The following is a 20,528-nucleotide window of genomic DNA, read 5'->3' as shown; positions in this document are numbered from 1 at the left end:
GTATTACAGCAGCACTCGTTTTTGAACTTCTTCACTTATTAAAAAAGACAAATTAAAAAACCCGTTTCCGGGCTTTTCTGCTGACACATATTATTCTATCACTATTATACCTTATTTTCGAATCTCTTATTCAATAACTAAGCGAATTAATTCGGAAATACCCAAATCGACCACTGTAAAGAATAAAGCCATAAATACTACAGTCGTTACCACCACGATTGTATATTTGGTAAGCTCCTTGCGTTTCGGCCAGCTTACCTTTTGCATTTCGCGAGCGACTCCGCTGAAAAATTCGGTAAAACGTTTCATGAATGTACCTCCAAGCATTAGAAGCTTCTGTCAATCTATTTATAAAACGGTTATTTCGTTTCTTTGTGAATCGAGTGTGAGTTGCACGTACTGCAAAATTTCTTGATTTCCAGCCGTTCGCCGCTTGTCGATTGTTTGCTCTCATAACTATAATTTCTTGAACCGCAATCGTTGCAGGCAAGAACTATTTTTTTTCGCATTAGATACACCTATCCTATCTACTATATCCATAAAACCTTATCACGACTGTTTTTTATTGTCAATATCAAAGCGGGTTCCACCCATTATGGACAACGTAAATCAAAACTTCGGCTTGCATCTAAAAATCTTAGTGAATAAAAAACTTCCATGTGGAGAAGGGACAGATGAAATTAAGCGGAAAAAGCGGAGGGATTATAAACTGATTTCCCTTACTTCCAGATAGCGCTCGAGCTTTCTTTTCACCCGCTGAAGGGCGTTGTCGATTGACTTAACATGCCGGTTCAACTCTTCCGAAATTTCTTGGTAGGTTTGTCCATCCAGGTAAAGAGCTAACACTTTTCTCTCAAGATCACTCAGGAGCTCGGCCATCTTTAATTCGATATCGTCAAACTCTTCTTGGTTGATGATCAGTTCTTCCGGGTCCAAAACCTTCGTACCCGATATGATATCCATTAGAGTTCGGTCCGATTCCTCATCATAAATTGGCTTGTCCAGGGAAACATAGGAATTGAGCGGAATATGTTTTTGACGTGTTGCTGTTTTGATAGCTGTAATGATCTGCCTCGTAATGCATAGTTCTGCAAATGCTTTAAAAGAAGATAACTTATCCCCTTTAAAATCACGGACGGCTTTATATAAACCAATCATACCTTCTTGCACGATGTCTTCCTTATCGGCACCAATCAAGAAATAAGTCCTTGCCTTCGCTCTTACAAAATTACGATACTTTTGGATCAAATAATCAAGCGCTTCACTGTCTCCAGTGTGCACCAACCCTATCAATTCATCATCCTCAAACTGAAGATACTTTTCGTTCAGCTTCATTCCGAATTTGAGACCCACATTATATCCCCCTGACCTGACTCAGATAGAAATATTATACAGCAGGTAAATTTTACCCGTCAATGGTTCAAATTTTCCCCCGGCGCCATTTTTCGAAAATTTCTGCCACTTCTTCACTTAAAGGAATTTTAGCAACGGGTCTTATCGTTGTTGTTTTTCTTACATCTTTCTTGATTTCGCCTTGAATTTCTTCCATTTCAATTAGCAGTTCACGAGCGGATTTCCTTAGGGCCCCTTGGCCAAAGATCACCCACTGTTCCGTGAAGTCAGAGGTTGCCACTTGAATTTGCGTTTTGACATTATTCAGTTCGATGGCCATCTTTTCTATTCTTTCATCCGCAGTTTCATTTTCTTTTGTAAAAATTACGTCAACTTTGTGATTTTTGAATATGCGGGCAATTCCCTGAACATATTGAGCATCAAATACGACAATTACACGGTATCCGGTAAATGCTTGATATTCCGCCATCATTTCTATCAATCGGTCCCTTGCAGCAGCAAGATCCCGTTCTTTTAATTCTCTCAGTTCCGGCCAAGCTCCAATAATGTTATAACCGTCCACCAACAGAATGTTCATTTCGTCATTGCCCTAGGGGATTTCTTTTTCTATAAACCTCATACATCAATAAACCGGCTGCTACCGATGCATTTAACGAAGTTACTTTTCCTGCCATTGGAAGACGGATGAGAAAATCACATTTTTCCTTCATTAACCGGGCCATGCCTTTTCCTTCGCTGCCGATAACAAGTCCGATAGGCATCTTTCCGTCCATGTTACGGTAATCATCGCTGCCTTTCGCATCGGTACCGACTATCCATACCCCTCGCTCTTTCAATTCTTCCACCGCTCTTGCCAAATTTGTAACGCGAGCTACAGGAATATACTCGATTGCACCAGTCGAAGCTTTAGCCACTGTTGCCGTCAAGCCCACCGCTCTTCTTTTCGGAATGATGATTCCATGGGCCCCGACTGCATCGGCCGTCCTCATGATCGAACCTAAATTATGCGGATCTTCAACCTCATCAAGGATCATGAAAAAAGGTGCTTCGTCCCGTTCAGCCGCTTTTGCGAATAAGTCATCCAGCTCCACATATTCATACGCGGCCACTTGTGCGATAACGCCTTGATGGATGCCTTCTACCATTTGGTCAATTTTTTTCTTCGGTACGATTTGCACGAGAACCTTCTTTTCCTTCGCGAGACCGATAAGTGGTTGCATCGAGCCTTTTTGCGAGCCCTCGGCTATCCAAATTTTATTAACTTCCCGTTCGGAGCGAAGTGCTTCCAATACGGGGTTTCTGCCAATGATATATTCTTCGCTCATGGGTTACTCCCCTTTTCTTCTTCAATGTATTCAATGGATTTTTTGATGAGTTCTTCCATTCTTTCTATTCGACCGGATAAATACAAAAATCCCATAAGAGCCTCGAAGGCTGTACTGTAGCGATACGTTTGCACATCTGTATTCTTCGGTACCGTACCGGATTTCGCATTTCGGCCGCGCCGAACGACAGCGGATTCCTCTTCCGATAGCCAATCTGACTCCAGAAAGAAGTGGATGATTTTATTTTGCGCTTTAGCAGCTACAAAAGATGTAGCTTTTTTGTGAAGTAGATTGGGCTTGACCGCCCCTTTTTGAATGAGGTGATGCCGTATATACGTTTCGTATACAGCATCACCTATATATGCTAAAGCAAGACTGTTCAGCATTTTTGCATCTACCTTACTATCGTAATGAAGCATTAATTACCCTCTTTTCCATCTTGTACCTTGAGGGGTATCCTCTAATATGATATTCATGTTTTTCAAGCGATCGCGAATTTCATCAGATAATCCAAAATTGCGGTCTTTCCGCGCTTGAATCCTTTGCTGTATCAACCCTTCAATTTCTTCATCCAGAAGCCCCTCTTCTTCAAGGGACAAACCGAGGACAGAAAATAAGGTGTTGAATTTATCAAGGAAAGCATCAATTACTTCCTTGTCTGTGTTTTTCTCCATCAAGTAATAATTTGCCTGTTTGGAAAGTTCAAAAAGCATGGATATTGCATTAGCTGTGTTGAAATCATCGTCCATTTCCCTAATGAATTGTTCATGTAAATCATTCAGCTTCTCCAACCAAACATCATTATTCTCAGTCAATCCGTCACTTACTTGAAGGCGATGCTTTAAATTTTGATATGATGTCCTTAAGCGTTCAAGGGACGCTTTTACATTTTCAAGCACTTCTTCACTATAATTGATCGGATGACGGTAATGTACTGATAACATGAAGAAGCGTAATACTTGTGGATCATGCTTCTGAATGATGTCATGCACAAGGACGAAATTGCCTAAGGACTTAGACATTTTTTCATTCTCAATATTTATATACCCATTATGCATCCAATAATTCGCAAAGGTCTTACCCGTCAATGCTTCGGATTGTGCAATTTCATTTTCATGATGCGGGAATGCCAGATCTTGACCTCCTGCATGAATATCGATGGTATCCCCCAAATACTTTTTGACCATTGCGGAGCATTCGATATGCCAGCCAGGACGCCCCTTACCCCATGGGCTCTCCCATGATATTTCATCATCCTTAGCCGCTTTCCAAAGGGCAAAATCAAGGGCATCTTGTTTTTTCTCCCCTATTTCAATACGTGCCCCCACTCGAAGCTCATCGATGGACTGATGTGAAAGCTTGCCATATCCCTCAAACTTACGAGTGCGGTAGTACACATCCCCTTCCGATTCATAAGCGAATCCTTTCTCGATTAACGCCGAGATGAATTCAATGATTGCATCCATGTTCTCCATTACGGTCGGGTGAGCATCCGCTTTTTTGCAGCCCAATGCCGACACGTCTTCAAAATACGCCTTGATGAAACGTTCCGATATGGTCGGGACATCTTCCCCCAATTCTTTTGCCGCGCGAATCAGCTTATCATCCACATCCGTGAAGTTCGAAACGAATTGCACATCATATCCACGGTAATCCAAATACCTACGAACGGTATCGAATACGATTGCCGGTCTTGCATTGCCAATATGAATGTAATTATAGACAGTGGGTCCGCATACATACATCTTCACCTTTCCCTCTTCAATCGGGACGAAGGTTTCCTTATTTCTTGTTGCTGTGTTATATATTTTAATCGCCATATTATAAACTCCTTTCTTCCTGCTTCTGTTCGGCCAACCTTGCTCTTAAGGCTCTGATTTCACTATCCAATTCCTTAAAGCGATCAGCGATTGGATCAGGAAGATCACAATGATTTAGGTCTTTATTGATTTTGATGCCATCTTGAATGACCACTTTACCTGGAATGCCCACCACTGTAGAATTAGGTGGCACTTCCTTTAGAACGACCGATCCCGCACCGATTTTCGAGTTTTCCCCAACAGTGATGGAACCCAGCACTTTTGCTCCTGTAGCTATCAAAACATTATCCTTTATCGTAGGATGACGTTTTCCCTTTTCTTTTCCGGTCCCCCCAAGTGTTACACCTTGAAAGACGGATACATTGTCGCCAATTTCACAAGTTTCGCCAATGACAATCCCCATTCCATGGTCAATGAAGAAACGGCGGCCAATCGTAGCCCCTGGATGAATTTCGATTCCGGTAAAAAATCGGCTGATTTGAGATATGCTTCTCGCCAGGAAAAAGAATTTCCTCTTAAATAGTGCATGAGCCATCCTATGACTCCAAATAGCATGTAAACCCGCGTACGTCAATATGACTTCCAAATAGCTGCGCGCAGCAGGATCTTGATCAAAAACCACTTCGATATCTTCTTTAAACATCTTTAACAAAATGATTCCCCCCTATGTTCCGTCCTTTTCCAACATCCCCTTTTGAAGCTTTTAAAGCATATAAAAAAGCGTCTCTGTCCAAATAGACAGAGACGCTTGAAGCGCGGTTCCACTCTGTTTGGAATGTACGAACCAGGTAAAGCTTTTTCCTGTTTTTTTCATCCCCAACTTTAATCCCTGTAACGGAGGACATTCCGCCTGTGCCTACTATAGGTTAGTTCAGCAAAGGACTCAAGGGTGCATTTCAGAAAACGAGAGGCCTGAACCACTTTCAGCAGGTTATGGTTCTCTCTAAAAAGCTTCGTTTACTTACTTCTCCCCATCTACGCGTTCTTTTGTAAGATTATTAAATACTATATTACATTTTCGACAAATTGTTAATATAAAATACTCTGAATACGCTGTTTAATTTTTTCTTTGCCCAGTAATGAAATTGCCTTAGGCAAGTCAGGACCATGTGTTTGACCCGTGACGGCAGCCCTTATCGGCATGAATAATTTTTTCCCTTTATGCCCTGTGCTTTTTTGTACGGCTTTAATCGACTTCTTGATTTCATCCGCATTAAATTCTTCAAGCCCTTCGATCTCCTGAAGGAAAGCTTTCATGACTTCCGGTACCTGTTCTTCAGCCAGCACTTCCTTAGCTTCTTGCTCGAACTCGACCTCATCCTTGAAAAACAGTTCAGAAAGCTCGACTATTTCCGCTCCATAGCTCATCTGCTCTTGAAAAAGTGAAACAAGCCCATGTACCCACTCTTCTTCTTCGGCGGTCAGTGTCTCTGAAACCTTCCCGGCTTTAATTAAGTGAGGCAATGACAATTCCACTGCACGATTGGCGTCCAATTGCTTGACATATTGGTTATTCATCCATGTAAGCTTTTGCTTATCGAAAAGTGCAGGTGATTTAGACAGACGGTCAGCATCGAAAAGATTAATGAATTCTTCCTTCGTGAAAATCTCTTCCTCCCCGACCGGAGACCATCCTAGTAATGTAATGAAATTGAATAAAGCTTCAGGTACATAACCAAGCTCTTCATATTGCTCAATGAATTGGATGATCGACTCATCACGTTTACTCAGTTTCTTCCTGCTTTCGTTTACAATCAGCGTCATATGTCCGAATACCGGCGGTTCCCAGCCGAAAGCTTCATAAATCATCAATTGTTTTGGAGTATTGGAGATATGATCATCACCGCGAAGGACATGGGAAATCTTCATCAAGTGATCATCGACGGCCACCGCAAAGTTATAGGTTGGAATGCCATCCTTTTTAACGATGACAAAATCACCAAAGCCATCCGTTTCAAATGAAACCTCATCCTTGACCATATCTTTGAAAGTAAGGACCTTCCCAGCTGGAACGGCAAAGCGAATGCTCGGTTTTCTTCCTTGTGCCACTAATTCCGCTTGCTCTTCCTCAGTTAAATGCTTGCACTTCCCGGAATATTTTGGCGTTTCATTGCGTTCGACCTGTCCTTCACGCTCTGCTTCAAGCTCTTCTTCCGTACAATAGCATTTATATGCTAAACCCTTATCCAAAAGCTCTTGATACAATTCCTGATAAAGGTCGTTCCTTTCGGATTGACGATATGGACCGTATTCACCGCCAACATCAACACCTTCATCCCAATCCATGCCAAGCCATTTCAAATATTTAAGCTGACTTTCCTCTCCGCCTTCAATATTTCTCTTTTGGTCGGTATCTTCAATACGGATGATGAATTTCCCGCCCTTATTTCGTGCGTATAAATAATTAAATAAAGCAGTCCGTGCATTACCAATATGTAAATGTCCAGTCGGACTCGGTGCATAGCGAACTCGAATATCGCTGCTCATGATATATATAGACCTCCCAGTCGTTCTATTCTATTGTTTATATTATCATTTAAATACTTTGGGATAAAGGCATCCACTCTAAAAACGATTTAGTTTGATTTGACCAATAAAACAACAGCCTGTGCAGCGATTCCTTCGCCCCTGCCTGTAAATCCAAGTTTCTCCGTTGTGGTCGCCTTTACATTAATCCTGTCTATCGAGGAATCTAAAAGTTCTGCAATCCTGCCTCGCATTTCCTCGATATACGGTGCCATTTTCGGGCTTTGTGCAATGATTGTACAATCCGCATTGCCTAGGGAATATCCTTCTTTTTTTACGATCGCCCAAATATACTGCAGCAGTTTTGCCGAATCGGCATCTTTAAATTCAGGGTCGGTATCCGGAAAATGCTTACCGATATCCCCTGCACCAATTGCCCCCAAGCAGGCATCGGCAACAGTATGCAGAAGGACATCCGCATCCGAATGACCCAGCAGTCCTTTCTCATACGGAATCGTAATCCCGCCAATTATCAAAGGCCTGCCTTCCACAAGCTGATGAACGTCATATCCTTGTCCTATTCTAAACATATCATTCTCCCCAATCATCGTTTTCCATGTTGTTGTTTATGTAAAATCGCTTCTGCAAAATAAAGGTCTTCCTGAGTCGTAATTTTAATATTATCATAATTGCCCTCAATAATAACTACCTGTTCATTGATCCGCTCTAGTAAACTTGCATCGTCCGTCCCTAAAAATTCTTCAGCTTCCGCCTGTTCATACGCACTTTTTAATATGGATACACGAAAAGCTTGTGGAGTTTGCACCGCCCACAAGCTTGATCGTTCCACTGTTTCCAATACCTTTTTGTTTGCCGCTTTTTTAATCGTATCCTTAACGGGCACTGCAATTACGGCACCTCCATGAAGGGAGGCAGCAGTAGTCAATTCACTGATTTGCCCTAGGGTAATAAAAGGGCGGGCACCGTCATGAACCAGGACGATGTCTTCTTCTGCATGTTGCAGTCCATTATAAACGCTTTGTTGGCGCTCCTTGCCACCCATGACCAGTTTCTTGACCTTTTTAAGCCCATTCGCTGCTATCAATTGATTGAAATAATCCTTTTCTGCCGGGTTTATCGAAAGGATAATCCCTCGACAGTCAGGATCTTCTTCGAAGACACGCAGTGTATAAACAATGATCGGGATACCAGATAGTTCAATAAAAAGTTTATTCTTGCCCGCTTTCATTCTTTTGCCTTGTCCAGCTGCAGGTATCACTACTTCATAAAACATAACGGTTTCTCCTACTCTTCTTTATAATGCTTTTTCTAATAGTTTCGGTTTAGCGAATATCATCCGGCCTGCAGAGGTTTGCAATACACTTGTGACAAGTACATCGATCCGTTTCCCGATATGGTCACGGCCACCCTCGACAACGATCATGGTGCCATCGTCCAAATAAGCGATGCCCTGGTTCTGCTCTTTCCCGTCCTTTATGACCTGAACGTTCATCTCTTCCCCAGGAAGTACAACAGGTTTTACGGCATTGGCCAGGTCATTGATATTAAGTACCGCCACATTTTGAAACTCGCATACTTTGTTTAAATTGAAATCATTGGTAACGACCATTCCGCCCGATATTTTGGCAAGCTTCACCAGTTTACTGTCGACTTCTTGAATGTCTTCAAAATCCCCCTCGTACATCTCCACTTTAATCGGCAGGTCTTTTTGAATCCGATTCAAGATATCCAAACCGCGCCTTCCACGATTCCTTTTCAATGCATCAGATGAATCGGCAATGTGCTGCAATTCGTTTAATACGAATTGAGGAATGACTATGGTACCCTCCAGAAAGCCTGTCTGACAAATATCCGCAATTCTGCCATCAATGATGACGCTTGTATCAAGAATCTTCAGGCGCTTGCTATCCCCCTCTTCATCCTCTTCGCTTGCTTCACCATCCGTGTTCTTTTTCTTATTGCTTTTCGTGAATAAACTCAATAGCTCATCACGTTTTTTAAAGCCCACCTGAAAACCAAGATATCCAAATAAAAGCGTAAGGATGATAGGAACCACTGTATTCAAAATGGGAACCTTGATGGCACTGAATGCGGATCCAACCAAGAAAGCTGCCAGCAATCCAACTAAAAGACCTACGCTGCCAAAGATTATATCCGTAATCGGTATCTTTACAAGCTGTTCCTCCAGCCATTTCATAAAGTAGATCACATGATCTACTGCCCAAAAAGTTATAAGATAAAAGATAATGGCACCCAACAGTACACTTACATAAGGATTGTTTAATAAAGCAATATCGTCTGCATGTAAAACAGTTAATAATTCCGGAATAAGCAACATACCAAGTGTTCCGCCGACTATTAAGAAGCATGCTTGTATAATGCGTTTTAACATCCCTTTCACCTCCTTCTACTCATTATTGACCAATAAAATAAAATGAAACCTTGAAAATTCGTTTTCACTATATACATTAAATTCACTTAAGGAATAGTGGATTTACAAATATGAATTCTTCTCTTTTTCGTAATATTAGCCTAGCACCCCGAGTTTTGAGTGTCAAAAATAAACACCAATCAATTTCAAGCCCGTTCAGGAGTTTTTTAAAAGCCGGCTGCACCTTACATCCTTCTATTTGTGACCAGCTGATTTTTCAAAATTCGGAGTCCTTCTTTAATTTTATTTGCCCGGACTTCACCTATGCCCTCCACATCGTCAAGGTTTTCAACCGTAGCTTTATTGACTTCACTAAAGCTTCCGAACTGTTTCACTAAATTTTCGATGATCAAACCCGGCAAGCGTGGGATTTTATGAAGAATACGGTAACCACGGGGATGTACTGACTCATCAAGATGAATGTATCCATGATAGCCCAGCACCTTAAGAAGAATGCTTTCATCCAGTTTTTCCTGCATGGCCAACTCTTGAAGCCTAAAAATGATTTCCTCGGGATTTTCATCATTACTGGAGGTATAATCCTTGATAAGCCATTTCCCTTCCGTTTCGATATCTGCCAGGATTTCATTCATTTGCAAACGGATCAGCCTTCCTTCCGTCCCAAGCTCATTAAGGTACGTCAGCAGCTCCGCCTTGATCCTGAGCACCATCACATAACGGTGAAATACCTGCAAAAGATCGGCATAGGTCACGATTTCCTCAAACTCGAGCGCTCCTAAAACCGATATGCTCTGCTGCAGGACCACCTTGTATTTTTCCAAGGTCTGGATGGCTAAATTAGCCTTGGCAAGTATGACTCCTATATCTTTAAGGGCATACCGGAAATTGCCCTGATATAAAGTGATGACATTCCGGCGTTGTGAGATTGCGATGACCAACGACTTGGTCTCCCTAGCCACCCGTTCCGCTGTCCTATGCCTCATTCCCGTTTCAGTGGAAGGTGTACTGTTATCAGGCACTAATTGGGCATTTGCAAAAATGATCTTATCGGCGGTTTCATTTAAAATGATGGCCCCGTCCATCTTCGCCAACTCATATAATGTACTGGGGGTACAGCTGCAGTTGATTTCGAAGCCGCCATCCACGATCGTTCGCACCTTCTCATTATATCCGGCCACTATCAAACCGCCCGTGTTTGCCCTCAGGACATTTTCAATACCCTCCCGAAGCGGGGTACCCGGTGCTACGATTTGCAGAATTTCCAATTTTGTTTTCTCATACCCTTTTTTATCTGTCATGCTTAACCCCCTAACGATTGTTTAAGAGCCTCCGAAACCGATGAAACACCAATGATCTTAATACCTTTCGGCGCGGTCCACCCTCCTATATTATTAGCCGGTATGATAACCCGCTCAAACCCTAATTTCGCTGCTTCCTGCACCCTTTGTTCAATTCGTGACACCCTTCTCACTTCACCAGTCAGCCCCACTTCACCAATGATGCAATCGGCAGGGTTTGTTGGTTTATCACGGAAGCTTGATGCAATGCTTATTGCGACAGCGAGGTCAATTGCCGGTTCATCCAGCTTGACACCGCCAGCAACCTTTAAATACGCATCTTGGTTTTGGAGCAGCAAGCCCACTCTCTTTTCCAGGACAGCCATTAAAAGCGAAACTCGATTGTGGTCAATTCCCGTGGCCATCCGCCTCGGATTGCCAAAACTCGTAGGAGAAATCAATGCTTGAATTTCAACAAGCACCGGCCTTGTGCCCTCCATGGATGCGACGACTGTGGACCCTGAAGCTCCTTGCGACCGTTCTTCAAGGAAAATTTCCGATGGATTTGCCACCTCTTCCAATCCATGTTCCTTCATTTCAAAAATACCCATCTCATTCGTCGAACCAAAGCGATTTTTAACCGCACGTATAATTCGATATGTATGGTGTCTTTCCCCTTCAAAATATAATACGGTGTCAACCATGTGCTCAAGCAGCCGTGGTCCCGCAATGGCCCCTTCTTTTGTAACGTGACCGACGATAAAAATCGCAATCCCGTTCGTTTTAGCAATGCGCATGAGTGAGGCTGTGCATTCCCTCACTTGTGAAACGCTTCCCGGGGCAGATGTAACCTCAGAATGGTAAACCGTTTGAATCGAGTCAATTATGACCAAATCCGGTTTAACGTCTGTAATTGCCTGTTGGATATAGTCCATATCGGTTTCAGAATAAACGAATAGATTTTCCGACATGGTCCCAAGCCGGTCCGCTCTCAATTTGGTTTGCTTGACTGATTCTTCACCTGATATATAAAGCACTTTTTTCTGTTTATGCGCCAATTGGGATGATACCTGTAGAAGCAGGGTGGACTTACCGATACCCGGGTCCCCTCCGATCAATACAAGTGATCCCTGTACGATCCCGCCCCCAAGAGCACGATTCAATTCCATTAGATCCGTCTTAATGCGTGGTTCTTTTTCTGACTGAATGGTCGTTATGGGTGCTGCCTTCTCCCGTTCCCCGGAAACTCTAACCTCTGAATGGGTAAAAGCGCCTTTTCTTGCAGGTTTAACGATTTCGGTTTCCTCGACCATTTTGTTCCATTCACCGCAGCCTGGGCATTTCCCCATCCATTTCGCGGACTCATACCCACAAGACTGACACATAAATTTTGTTTTCTTTTTTACAGCCATAAATTACTCCTCTTCCTTTGGAAAAAATATCTATATTAAGGATATTATATCTCTGTTTTATTTAAACCTTCTTAAGGCTAAGTTTTTTTAAAAAAATATTCACTTTGCTTGTCCCGTTTATACTCATATCTACCTATAGATAAAAAACAGAGGTACACTGCAAAAGAATCTGCGTGTACCTCGAAGTTTAGGATCAGGTTATTCACTTACATTAACAGGCTCGCCTTGTCGGATTGCAAACTCATTATTCACGACATCCATTACGACCGTTTGCCCTTTTTTCACGTTGCCTTTAAGCAACTCTTCGGATAGATAGTCTTCTACATGCTTCTGAAGCGCCCTGCGGATTGGCCTTGCCCCATATTCCGGATCAAAACCTTCCGTGGCAATTTTTTCTCTAGCCGCATCTGTCAGCTCCAAGTATATCTCCTGTTCTTTCAAACGGGTAGTAAGCTGATTTGACATTAATGTAACGATTTGTTTCAAATGATCCTTCTCTAATGAGTGGAACACGATAGTTTCATCAATACGATTCAGGAATTCCGGACGGAATGCACGTTTGAGTTCTTCCATCACTTTCCCTTTCATATTTTTATAGTCCTGCCCGGTATCCTGGATGTTAAAGCCGACATACTTATCAGTTTTCAAGGCAGACGCCCCTACATTCGATGTCATGATCAGAATGGTATTCCTGAAATCGACAGTACGCCCCTTGGAATCTGTCAGTCTTCCGTCTTCCAACACTTGAAGAAGAATATTGAAGACATCCGGATGCGCCTTTTCTATTTCATCAAGCAGAACGACGGAGTATGGTTTCCTCCGCACTTTTTCCGTTAACTGACCGCCTTCTTCGTACCCAACATATCCTGGAGGTGATCCAACAAGACGTGAAGTCGAGTGTTTCTCCATATATTCGGACATATCGATGCGGATCATGGCATCTTCATCACCAAAAATGGATTCAGCCAAAGCACGGGCTAGCTCGGTTTTACCGACCCCTGTTGGTCCCAGGAAGATGAATGAACCAATTGGACGCTTAGGGTCTTTCAAACCTGCCCTTGCACGTCGTACTGCTTTAGAAACCGCAATGACGGCCTCTTCCTGCCCAATTACACGATCATGGAGGATTGACTCCATATTAAGCAGTTTGTCTGACTCCGTTTGCGCCAATTTAGTGACCGGCACTCCCGTCCAGCTGGATACGACGTGTGCAATGTCATCCACAGTCACTTCACTGTTTTCCTGCCCTTGTTTTTCTTTCCAAGTTTTTTTCGTTTCTTCCAATTGTTCTCTTAAGCGTTGTTCTGTATCGCGAAGCGAAGCAGCTTTTTCAAATTCCTGACTCTGAACGGAAGCATCCTTTTCCTTGCGAACATCATCTAGTTTCACTTCAAGTTCCTTTAGGTTAGGTGGCGTTGTGTATGAGCGCAGCCTAACTTTGGAACCAGCTTCATCAATCAAGTCAATCGCTTTATCAGGTAAAAAGCGATCGGAAATATAACGGTCTGATAATTTGACTGCAGCATCAATCGCTTCGTCAGTGATCGATACGCGGTGATGTGCCTCATAACGGTCACGAAGACCTTTGAGAATTTGGATGGATTCCTCAATTGTCGGCTCATCGACTTGGATTGGCTGGAAGCGACGTTCAAGGGCAGCATCCTTTTCAATATACTTACGGTACTCATCCAAAGTTGTAGCACCGATACATTGTAATTCACCACGGGCCAATGATGGTTTAAGGATATTGGAGGCATCGATGGCACCTTCTGCACCACCTGCACCAATCAATGTATGCAATTCATCGATGAATAGGATGATATTACCCGCCTGACGTATTTCATCCATGACTTTCTTCAACCGGTCCTCAAATTCACCCCGGTATTTAGTGCCAGCCACAACAGTACCCATATCAAGTGTCATGACGCGTTTATCACGTAAAATCTCAGGTACCTCGTTATTGATAATCTGTTGGGCAAGCCCTTCAGCAATGGCTGTTTTACCAACGCCAGGTTCACCGATCAATACTGGGTTATTTTTTGTACGACGGCTTAATACCTCAATGACACGCTGTATTTCCTTACTTCTACCGATAACCGGATCCAAGCTTCCTTCCCTTGCAATCGCCGTTAAATCACGGGCAAGGCCATCTAATGTCGGCGTGCTTGCATTTGCAGCGGCTGAACCTTGATGACCACCTGATTCATTGCTGCCCAAAAGTTGTAATACTTGTTGTCGGGCTTTATTTAAACTTACTCCCAGATTATTCAATACGCGGGCAGCGACACCTTCCCCTTCTCGTATAAGACCTAGAAGGACATGCTCTGTCCCAACATATGAGTGACCTAATTTTCTTGCTTCATCCATGGAAAGCTCAATGACCTTCTTGGCTCTTGGGGTATAATGTATCGTTTGAGCCGTATCCTGTCCACGGCCAATTAAATTTTCCACTTCTTTCTGAATCTTCTCCGGACCCAATCCAAGAGCATATAACGCTTTGGCTGCAATACCATCACCCTCTCGGACCAGGCCCAGTAAAATATGTTCCGTGCCAATATTATTATGACCTAAACGGATTGCTTCTTCTTGGGCTAATGCTAATACTTTCTGGGCTCTTTCAGTAAAACGACCAAACATCATAGGGAATTCCTCCTTAAGAATTTTCGTTTTGAATAAAATTGCTGGCAATTCTCTAAGTAATGGCAGAAGCTTATTCTTGCTCCATATCTATTACATGAAATTTAATTCTCCCTAAAGGGGTCAATAACCTCTATGAGGAGGAAGATTCCGTGAAATTTAAGCGTTCCCGGATGAGTGCTGCTCTACGGATATCCCTTTCATGGGGTCTTAAAGGGCCGCCTGCGTACTTTTGTAAAAATCCCGACTGCGTCAAAATCATCAATTCATTTAGAATGCTTTTGGAAATACTCTTTATATACCCAAGATCTATCCCTAATCTAACATCTGAGATACATGTAGCTGCTTCCTTTGTCTCGATTATTCGAGCATTGGACAAAACCCCATATGAACGGAAAATTCTATCTTCTAATTGTATGTGGGAAGTCCTCGCTAATGCATCCCTCGCTGACCGTTCCTGGGCTATGATTTGTTGCACTACACTCGTTAGATCTTCAACGATATCCCTTTCCGATTTTCCAAGAGTGATTTGATTGGAAATTTGAAAAATATTCCCCAACGCTTGACTGCCCTCTCCATAAATCCCTCGAACCACCAACCCCAATTGGTTGATAGCCGGTATGATATTATTCATCTGCTGTGTAAGGACCAGACCCGGCAGATGCATCATGACTGAAGCCCTTAACCCTGTTCCCACATTAGTCGGACAACTAGTCAGGTATCCTCTTTCCTCATCATATGCATAGTCTATGGATTCTTCAATCCAATCGTCAAGAACATTTGCAATCTTTAAGGTTTCCTTTAGCTGCAACCCCGACATTAAACATTGAATACGAAGATGGTCCTCTTCGTTTATCATGATACTTATTTCTTCATTTTCCGAAAGGAGACACGCGCTTTTCGCTGAATCTTCAACTAAATGAGGACTGATTAAATGTTTTTCAACCAGAACGCGCTTTTCCAGTGGCTGCAATTGGTCAATCTCTAATAGCTCCAATTTCCCAATCTCTGGCGTTACTTCCTCTTCGATTCTTTTTTTAATCAATTCAATGATTTTATTAGCTTCTTCGTTCGAAAAGGAGGTTGGGAAGGTAAAGTCTTTGAAATTCCTGGCCAGCCGAATCCGCGAACTCAATACAATATCGATTTCCGGACCTTCGGCACTCATCCAGGAACTCAAGGCGTTTTCTACAAACTTTTCCAAGCTCATAATTCCTCGCCTCCCTCTTGTGCTTCATACCTTTTTTCAAGGGAACGAACCTTATCTCTTACTTCTGCCGCCTTCTCAAACTCCTCTTGATCAATGTGGACCTTTAAAACTTCTTTCAAATCCAAAATTTGCTTTCGAAGATATATGGCGCCGCCAATCCTTTTTGGAATTTTCCCTATGTGTGCTGTATTGCCGCTATGAACCCTCTTTAAAATGGGATTTAACTGTTCATTGAACGTTTTATAACATTCGGCACAGCCAAACTTGCCAATATGGACAAATTCTTTATAAGATCGATGACAATGCGGGCAGCGCCTCTCTTCCGTTTTCGGAAATGCATTTGCCTTTGTCTGTTGAATATTCGACTCCATATTCAACAATCCTGCTAAAAAATTATTTATTGAAAAACCAGGTCCACCTGCCTCCATGAACATTTCACCTTTTTCCTGAGCACATTTCTCACAAATCATGACTTCAGTCTTTTTTCCATTGATGATTTTGGTGAAGTGCAGGGTAGCAGGCCTTTGATGACATTCTTGGCAAATCAACGTTCATCACCTCTGCCAGTTTCATTTATATTTTAAAGTAGTAAGCATCGCTGTTAAAATTCTTGCCCTAAGCTCATCGCGGTCAGGCAGGTCGATATAAATCACCGATCTATCTATGACGCTCATCATAATCTTTGCTTCTCTTTCATTAATGACGTCTTCATTCATCAGCCGTGAAATTACTCCTTCAGCCATCGATTGAGTTACCCTGGAACCAATAAGCGATAATAAGTGGTTGATAAGTTGCACGGAATCCTGTGATTCCACTTTCATGATGCGTATATAACCGCCGCCTCCACGCTTACTCTCTACAACATAACCTCTCTCGATGGTAAACCTGGTATTTATTACGTAATTGATTTGAGAAGGAACACACTGAAATTTATCCGCTATTTCACTTCTTTTTATCTCCAAGATATCTTTTTGACTTATTTCAAGTACTTGCTTCAAATAAGTTTCGATAACATCAGATATGTTTCTCACTCAGCCTCCTCCATTCTGACTTTGACTATATTTGACTATTATTATACAAGGAATAATGCATTTTGCAACTTAAACGCATTTTCTTTCTGTAATATCCATTTTCTCCAAATTATATGTAGTTACATACCCCATTGAACATTAAAGTTGAAATATCTTATATAAATACCCTATATAAATGGATGTAAAACCTGAAATTTTTCTTCTCCTTAAGAATTCTGCCCCATTTCCCCAGCTCATCCATTCCTCCTCATGATATGGCAACCAATTCAAATAAGGCCAGCCCGTACTGTCCCTGAAAACGGAAAAATTTTTTAATTACAAACAAAAAAAGACCAGCCGGATGGCTGATCTTTTTAAATGGCTTGGCGGCGTCCTACTCTCACAGGGGGAAACCCCCAACTACCATCGGCGCTGAAGAGCTTAACTGCCGTGTTCGGAATGGGAACGGGTGTGACCTCTTCGCTATCGCCACCAAACATAAAAGGAACGTTGTTCCTTCAAAACTAGATAATAAGAAGGTATTTCATTTTTTTAAAAGCGTTGGTTAAGTCCTCGATCTATTAGTATCAGTCAGCTCCACATGTCACCATGCTTCCACCTCTGACCTATCAACCTGATCATCTTTCAGGGATCTTACTAGCTTGCGCCATGGGAAATCTCATCTTGAGGGGGGCTTCATGCTTAGATGCTTTCAGCACTTATCCCGTCCGCACGTAGCTACCCAGCTATGCCTTTGGCAAGACAACTGGTACACCAGCGGTGCGTCCATCCCGGTCCTCTCGTACTAAGGACAGCTCCTCTCAAATTTCCTGCGCCCGCGACGGATAGGGACCGAACTGTCTCACGACGTTCTGAACCCAGCTCGCGTACCGCTTTAATGGGCGAACAGCCCAACCCTTGGGACCGACTACAGCCCCAGGATGCGATGAGCCGACATCGAGGTGCCAAACCTCCCCGTCGATGTGGACTCTTGGGGGAGATAAGCCTGTTATCCCCGGGGTAGCTTTTATCCGTTGAGCGATGGCCCTTCCATGCGGAACCACCGGATCACTAAGCCCGACTTTCGTCCCTGCTCGACTTGTAGGTCTCGCAGTCAAGCTCCCTTGTGCCTTTACACTCTACGAATGATTTCCAACCATTCTGAGGGAACCTTTGGGCGCCTCCGTTACTCTTTAGGAGGCGACCGCCCCAGTCAAACTGCCCACCTGACACTGTCTCCCACCCCGATAAGGGGCGCGGGTTAGAATTTCAATACAGCCAGGGTAGTATCCCACCAACGCCTCCACCGAAGCTGGCGCTCCGGCTTCTCAGGCTCCTACCTATCCTGTACAAGCTGTACCAAAATTCAATATCAGGCTGCAGTAAAGCTCCACGGGGTCTTTCCGTCCTGTCGCGGGTAACCTGCATCTTCACAGGTACTATAATTTCACCGAGTCTCTCGTTGAGACAGTGCCCAGATCGTTACACCTTTCGTGCGGGTCGGAACTTACCCGACAAGGAATTTCGCTACCTTAGGACCGTTATAGTTACGGCCGCCGTTTACTGGGGCTTCGGTTCAAAGCTTCGCTTGCGCTAACCTCTCCCCTTAACCTTCCAGCACCGGGCAGGTGTCAGCCCCTATACTTCGCCTTGCGGCTTCGCAGAGACCTGTGTTTTTGCTAAACAGTCGCCTGGGCCTATTCACTGCGGCTTTTCTGGGCTATTCACCCTAAAAAGCACCCCTTCTCCCGAAGTTACGGGGTCATTTTGCCGAGTTCCTTAACGAGAGTTCTCTCGCACACCTTAGGATTCTCTCCTCGCCTACCTGTGTCGGTTTGCGGTACGGGCACCTTACATCTCACTAGAGGCTTTTCTTGGCAGCGTGGAATCAGGAACTTCGGTACTATATTTCCCTCGCCATCACAGCTCCGCCTTAATGGAAACGGGATTTGCCTCGTTTCCGGCCTAACTGCTTGGACGCGCATATCCAACAGCGCGCTTACCCTATCCTTCTGCGTCCCCCCATCGTTCAAACGATGTATAGGTGGTACAGGAATATCAACCTGTTGTCCATCGCCTACGCCTTTCGGCCTCGGCTTAGGTCCCGACTAACCCTGAGCGGACGAGCCTTCCTCAGGAAACCTTAGGCATTCGGTGGAAGGGATTCTCACCCTTCTTTCGCTACTCATACCGGCATTCTCACTTCTAAGCGCTCCACCAGTCCTTCCGGTCTGACTTCAACGCCCTTAGAACGCTCTCCTACCATCGACACCATACGGTGTCAATCCACAGCTTCGGTGATACGTTTAGCCCCGGTACATTTTCGGCGCGGAGTCACTCGACCAGTGAGCTATTACGCACTCTTTAAATGGTGGCTGCTTCTAAGCCAACATCCTGGTTGTCTAAGCAACTCCACATCCTTTTCCACTTAACGTATACTTTGGGACCTTAGCTGGTGGTCTGGGCTGTTTCCCTTTCGACTACGGATCTTATCACTCGCAGTCTGACTCCCAAGAATAAGTATTTGGCATTCGGAGTTTGACTGAATTCGGTAACCCGTTGGGGGCCCCTAGTCCAATCAGTGCTCTACCTCCAATACTCTCATCTTGAGGCTAGCCCTAAAGCTATTTCGGAGAGAACCAGCTATCTCCAGGTTCGATTGGAATTTCTCCGCTACCCACACCTCATCCCCGCACTTTTCAACGTGCGTGGGTTCGGGCCTCCATTCAGTGTTACCTGAACTTCACCCTGGACATGGGTAGATCACCTGGTTTCGGGTCTACGACCTCATACTCATTCGCCCTATTCAGACTCGCTTTCGCTGCGGCTCCGTCTCATCAACTTAACCTCGCATGAAATCGTAACTCGCCGGTTCATTCTACAAAAGGCACGCCATTACCCATTAACGGGCTTTGACTACTTGTAGGCACACGGTTTCAGGATCTATTTCACTCCCCTTCCGGGGTGCTTTTCACCTTTCCCTCACGGTACTGGTTCACTATCGGTCACTAGGGAGTATTTAGCCTTGGGAGATGGTCCTCCCTGCTTCCGACGGGATTTCTCGTGTCCCGCCGTACTCAGGATCCACTCAGGAGGGAACGAAGTTTCAACTACAGGGTTTTTACCTTCTTCGACGGACCTTTCCAGGTCGCTTCATTTACCCCGTTCCTTTGTAACTCCATGTTGAGTGTCCTACAACCCCAAGAGGCAAGCCTCTTGGTTTGGGCTAATTCCGTTTCGCTCGCCGCTACTCAGGAAATCGCGTTTGCTTTCTCTTCCTCCGGGTACTTAGATGTTTCAGTTCCCCGGGTCTGCCTTCAGTACCCTATGTATTCAGGTAAAGATACTGTTCCATTACGAACAGTGGGTTTCCCCATTCGGAAATCTCCGGATCAAAGCTTACTTACAGCTCCCCGAAGCATATCGGTGTTAGTCCCGTCCTTCATCGGCTCCTAGTGCCAAGGCATCCACCGTGCGCCCTTTCTAACTTAACCGTTAAAAAAGATCTTACAGATGCTTTGAAAAAAATTAATTGCCTTCTATCTATTATCTAGTTTTCAAGGAACAAAGCAGAAAGAATCCATCACATCGTGACGTTCGTCTTT

18 protein-coding genes, 2 rRNA genes and 1 other annotated feature are annotated in these 20,528 nt (G+C 43.8%); all 20 genes read right to left on the bottom strand.

Going from position 1 to position 20,528, the window contains the following annotated elements; all coding sequences use genetic code 11:
- Positions 1-126 precede the first annotated feature (126 nt).
- Positions 127-309 carry a preprotein translocase subunit SecE gene (gene secE / locus NYE65_RS13200; RefSeq protein WP_034305062.1) on the bottom strand — a complete coding sequence of 61 codons (183 nt, stop codon included), beginning with the start codon at positions 307-309 and terminating at the stop codon, positions 127-129.
- A 50-nt stretch (positions 310-359) separates the two neighbouring features.
- Positions 360-509: a 50S ribosomal protein L33 gene (gene rpmG / locus NYE65_RS13195; RefSeq protein ID WP_072273931.1), complete on the bottom strand. Its 150-nt coding sequence runs from the start codon at positions 507-509 to the stop codon at positions 360-362.
- Between the two features lie 193 nt (positions 510-702).
- The gene (gene sigH / locus NYE65_RS13190) at positions 703-1,335 is read right to left on the bottom strand and encodes an RNA polymerase sporulation sigma factor SigH (protein WP_094246690.1); all 633 of its coding nucleotides are present in this window, start codon (positions 1,333-1,335) and stop codon (positions 703-705) included.
- A gap of 85 nt (positions 1,336-1,420) precedes the next feature.
- On the bottom strand, positions 1,421-1,930 hold the full coding sequence (locus tag NYE65_RS13185; protein WP_034305067.1) for an NYN domain-containing protein: 510 nt from the start codon (positions 1,928-1,930) through the stop codon (positions 1,421-1,423).
- Positions 1,931-1,934: 4 nt separating this feature from the next.
- Positions 1,935-2,678, bottom strand: a complete 744-nt coding sequence (rlmB, locus tag NYE65_RS13180) for a 23S rRNA (guanosine(2251)-2'-O)-methyltransferase RlmB (protein ID WP_034305069.1) — start codon at positions 2,676-2,678, stop codon at positions 1,935-1,937.
- A complete protein-coding gene (locus NYE65_RS13175) occupies positions 2,675-3,097 on the bottom strand; it encodes a Mini-ribonuclease 3 (RefSeq protein ID WP_034305071.1) in 423 nt (140 codons plus the stop codon). Before NYE65_RS13175 ends, rlmB begins: the two co-directional genes overlap by 4 nt.
- Positions 3,098-3,100: 3 nt before the next feature.
- On the bottom strand, positions 3,101-4,498 hold the full coding sequence (gene cysS, locus NYE65_RS13170) for a cysteine--tRNA ligase (protein WP_328178426.1): 1,398 nt from the start codon (positions 4,496-4,498) through the stop codon (positions 3,101-3,103).
- Between the two features lies 1 nt (position 4,499).
- Positions 4,500-5,150 (bottom strand): serine O-acetyltransferase, encoded by a 651-nt coding sequence (cysE, locus tag NYE65_RS13165; protein ID WP_034305073.1) that lies wholly within the window; start codon positions 5,148-5,150, stop codon positions 4,500-4,502.
- An 85-nt stretch (positions 5,151-5,235) separates the two neighbouring features.
- Positions 5,236-5,485: a binding site (T-box leader), on the bottom strand.
- 42 nt (positions 5,486-5,527) lie between these two features.
- Entirely contained in the window at positions 5,528-6,985 is a 1,458-nt protein-coding gene (gene gltX, locus NYE65_RS13160) for a glutamate--tRNA ligase (RefSeq protein WP_340861041.1), read from the bottom strand.
- An 89-nt stretch (positions 6,986-7,074) separates the two neighbouring features.
- Positions 7,075-7,554 (bottom strand): 2-C-methyl-D-erythritol 2,4-cyclodiphosphate synthase, encoded by a 480-nt coding sequence (ispF, locus tag NYE65_RS13155; protein WP_057276469.1) that lies wholly within the window; start codon positions 7,552-7,554, stop codon positions 7,075-7,077.
- Positions 7,555-7,568: 14 nt separating this feature from the next.
- The gene (ispD, locus tag NYE65_RS13150; protein WP_098865953.1) at positions 7,569-8,258 is read right to left on the bottom strand and encodes a 2-C-methyl-D-erythritol 4-phosphate cytidylyltransferase; all 690 of its coding nucleotides are present in this window, start codon (positions 8,256-8,258) and stop codon (positions 7,569-7,571) included.
- 21 nt (positions 8,259-8,279) lie between these two features.
- Entirely contained in the window at positions 8,280-9,377 is a 1,098-nt protein-coding gene (locus NYE65_RS13145) for a PIN/TRAM domain-containing protein (RefSeq protein ID WP_328178424.1), read from the bottom strand.
- 224 nt (positions 9,378-9,601) lie between these two features.
- The gene (gene disA / locus NYE65_RS13140; protein ID WP_034305085.1) at positions 9,602-10,675 is read right to left on the bottom strand and encodes a DNA integrity scanning diadenylate cyclase DisA; all 1,074 of its coding nucleotides are present in this window, start codon (positions 10,673-10,675) and stop codon (positions 9,602-9,604) included.
- A gap of 2 nt (positions 10,676-10,677) precedes the next feature.
- Positions 10,678-12,066 carry a DNA repair protein RadA gene (radA, locus tag NYE65_RS13135; protein ID WP_053537036.1) on the bottom strand — a complete coding sequence of 463 codons (1,389 nt, stop codon included), beginning with the start codon at positions 12,064-12,066 and terminating at the stop codon, positions 10,678-10,680.
- A 198-nt stretch (positions 12,067-12,264) separates the two neighbouring features.
- Positions 12,265-14,706: an ATP-dependent protease ATP-binding subunit ClpC gene (clpC, locus tag NYE65_RS13130; RefSeq protein ID WP_034305090.1), complete on the bottom strand. Its 2,442-nt coding sequence runs from the start codon at positions 14,704-14,706 to the stop codon at positions 12,265-12,267.
- A gap of 130 nt (positions 14,707-14,836) precedes the next feature.
- A complete protein-coding gene (locus tag NYE65_RS13125) occupies positions 14,837-15,913 on the bottom strand; it encodes a protein arginine kinase (protein WP_034305092.1) in 1,077 nt (358 codons plus the stop codon).
- Positions 15,910-16,461 (bottom strand): UvrB/UvrC motif-containing protein, encoded by a 552-nt coding sequence (locus NYE65_RS13120; RefSeq protein WP_340861040.1) that lies wholly within the window; start codon positions 16,459-16,461, stop codon positions 15,910-15,912. Before NYE65_RS13120 ends, NYE65_RS13125 begins: the two co-directional genes overlap by 4 nt.
- A gap of 21 nt (positions 16,462-16,482) precedes the next feature.
- On the bottom strand, positions 16,483-16,944 hold the full coding sequence (locus NYE65_RS13115) for a CtsR family transcriptional regulator (protein ID WP_034305095.1): 462 nt from the start codon (positions 16,942-16,944) through the stop codon (positions 16,483-16,485).
- A gap of 360 nt (positions 16,945-17,304) precedes the next feature.
- Positions 17,305-17,420, bottom strand: a 5S ribosomal RNA gene (gene rrf, locus NYE65_RS13110).
- A gap of 64 nt (positions 17,421-17,484) precedes the next feature.
- Positions 17,485-20,417 (bottom strand): 23S ribosomal RNA (locus NYE65_RS13105).
- Positions 20,418-20,528 lie beyond the last annotated feature (111 nt).

This window comes from Peribacillus sp. FSL R5-0717 (assembly GCF_038002945.1).
Classification (GTDB): Bacteria; Bacillota; Bacilli; order Bacillales; family DSM-1321; genus Peribacillus; species Peribacillus frigoritolerans.
This window is presented reverse-complemented; position numbering and strand designations above follow the sequence as displayed.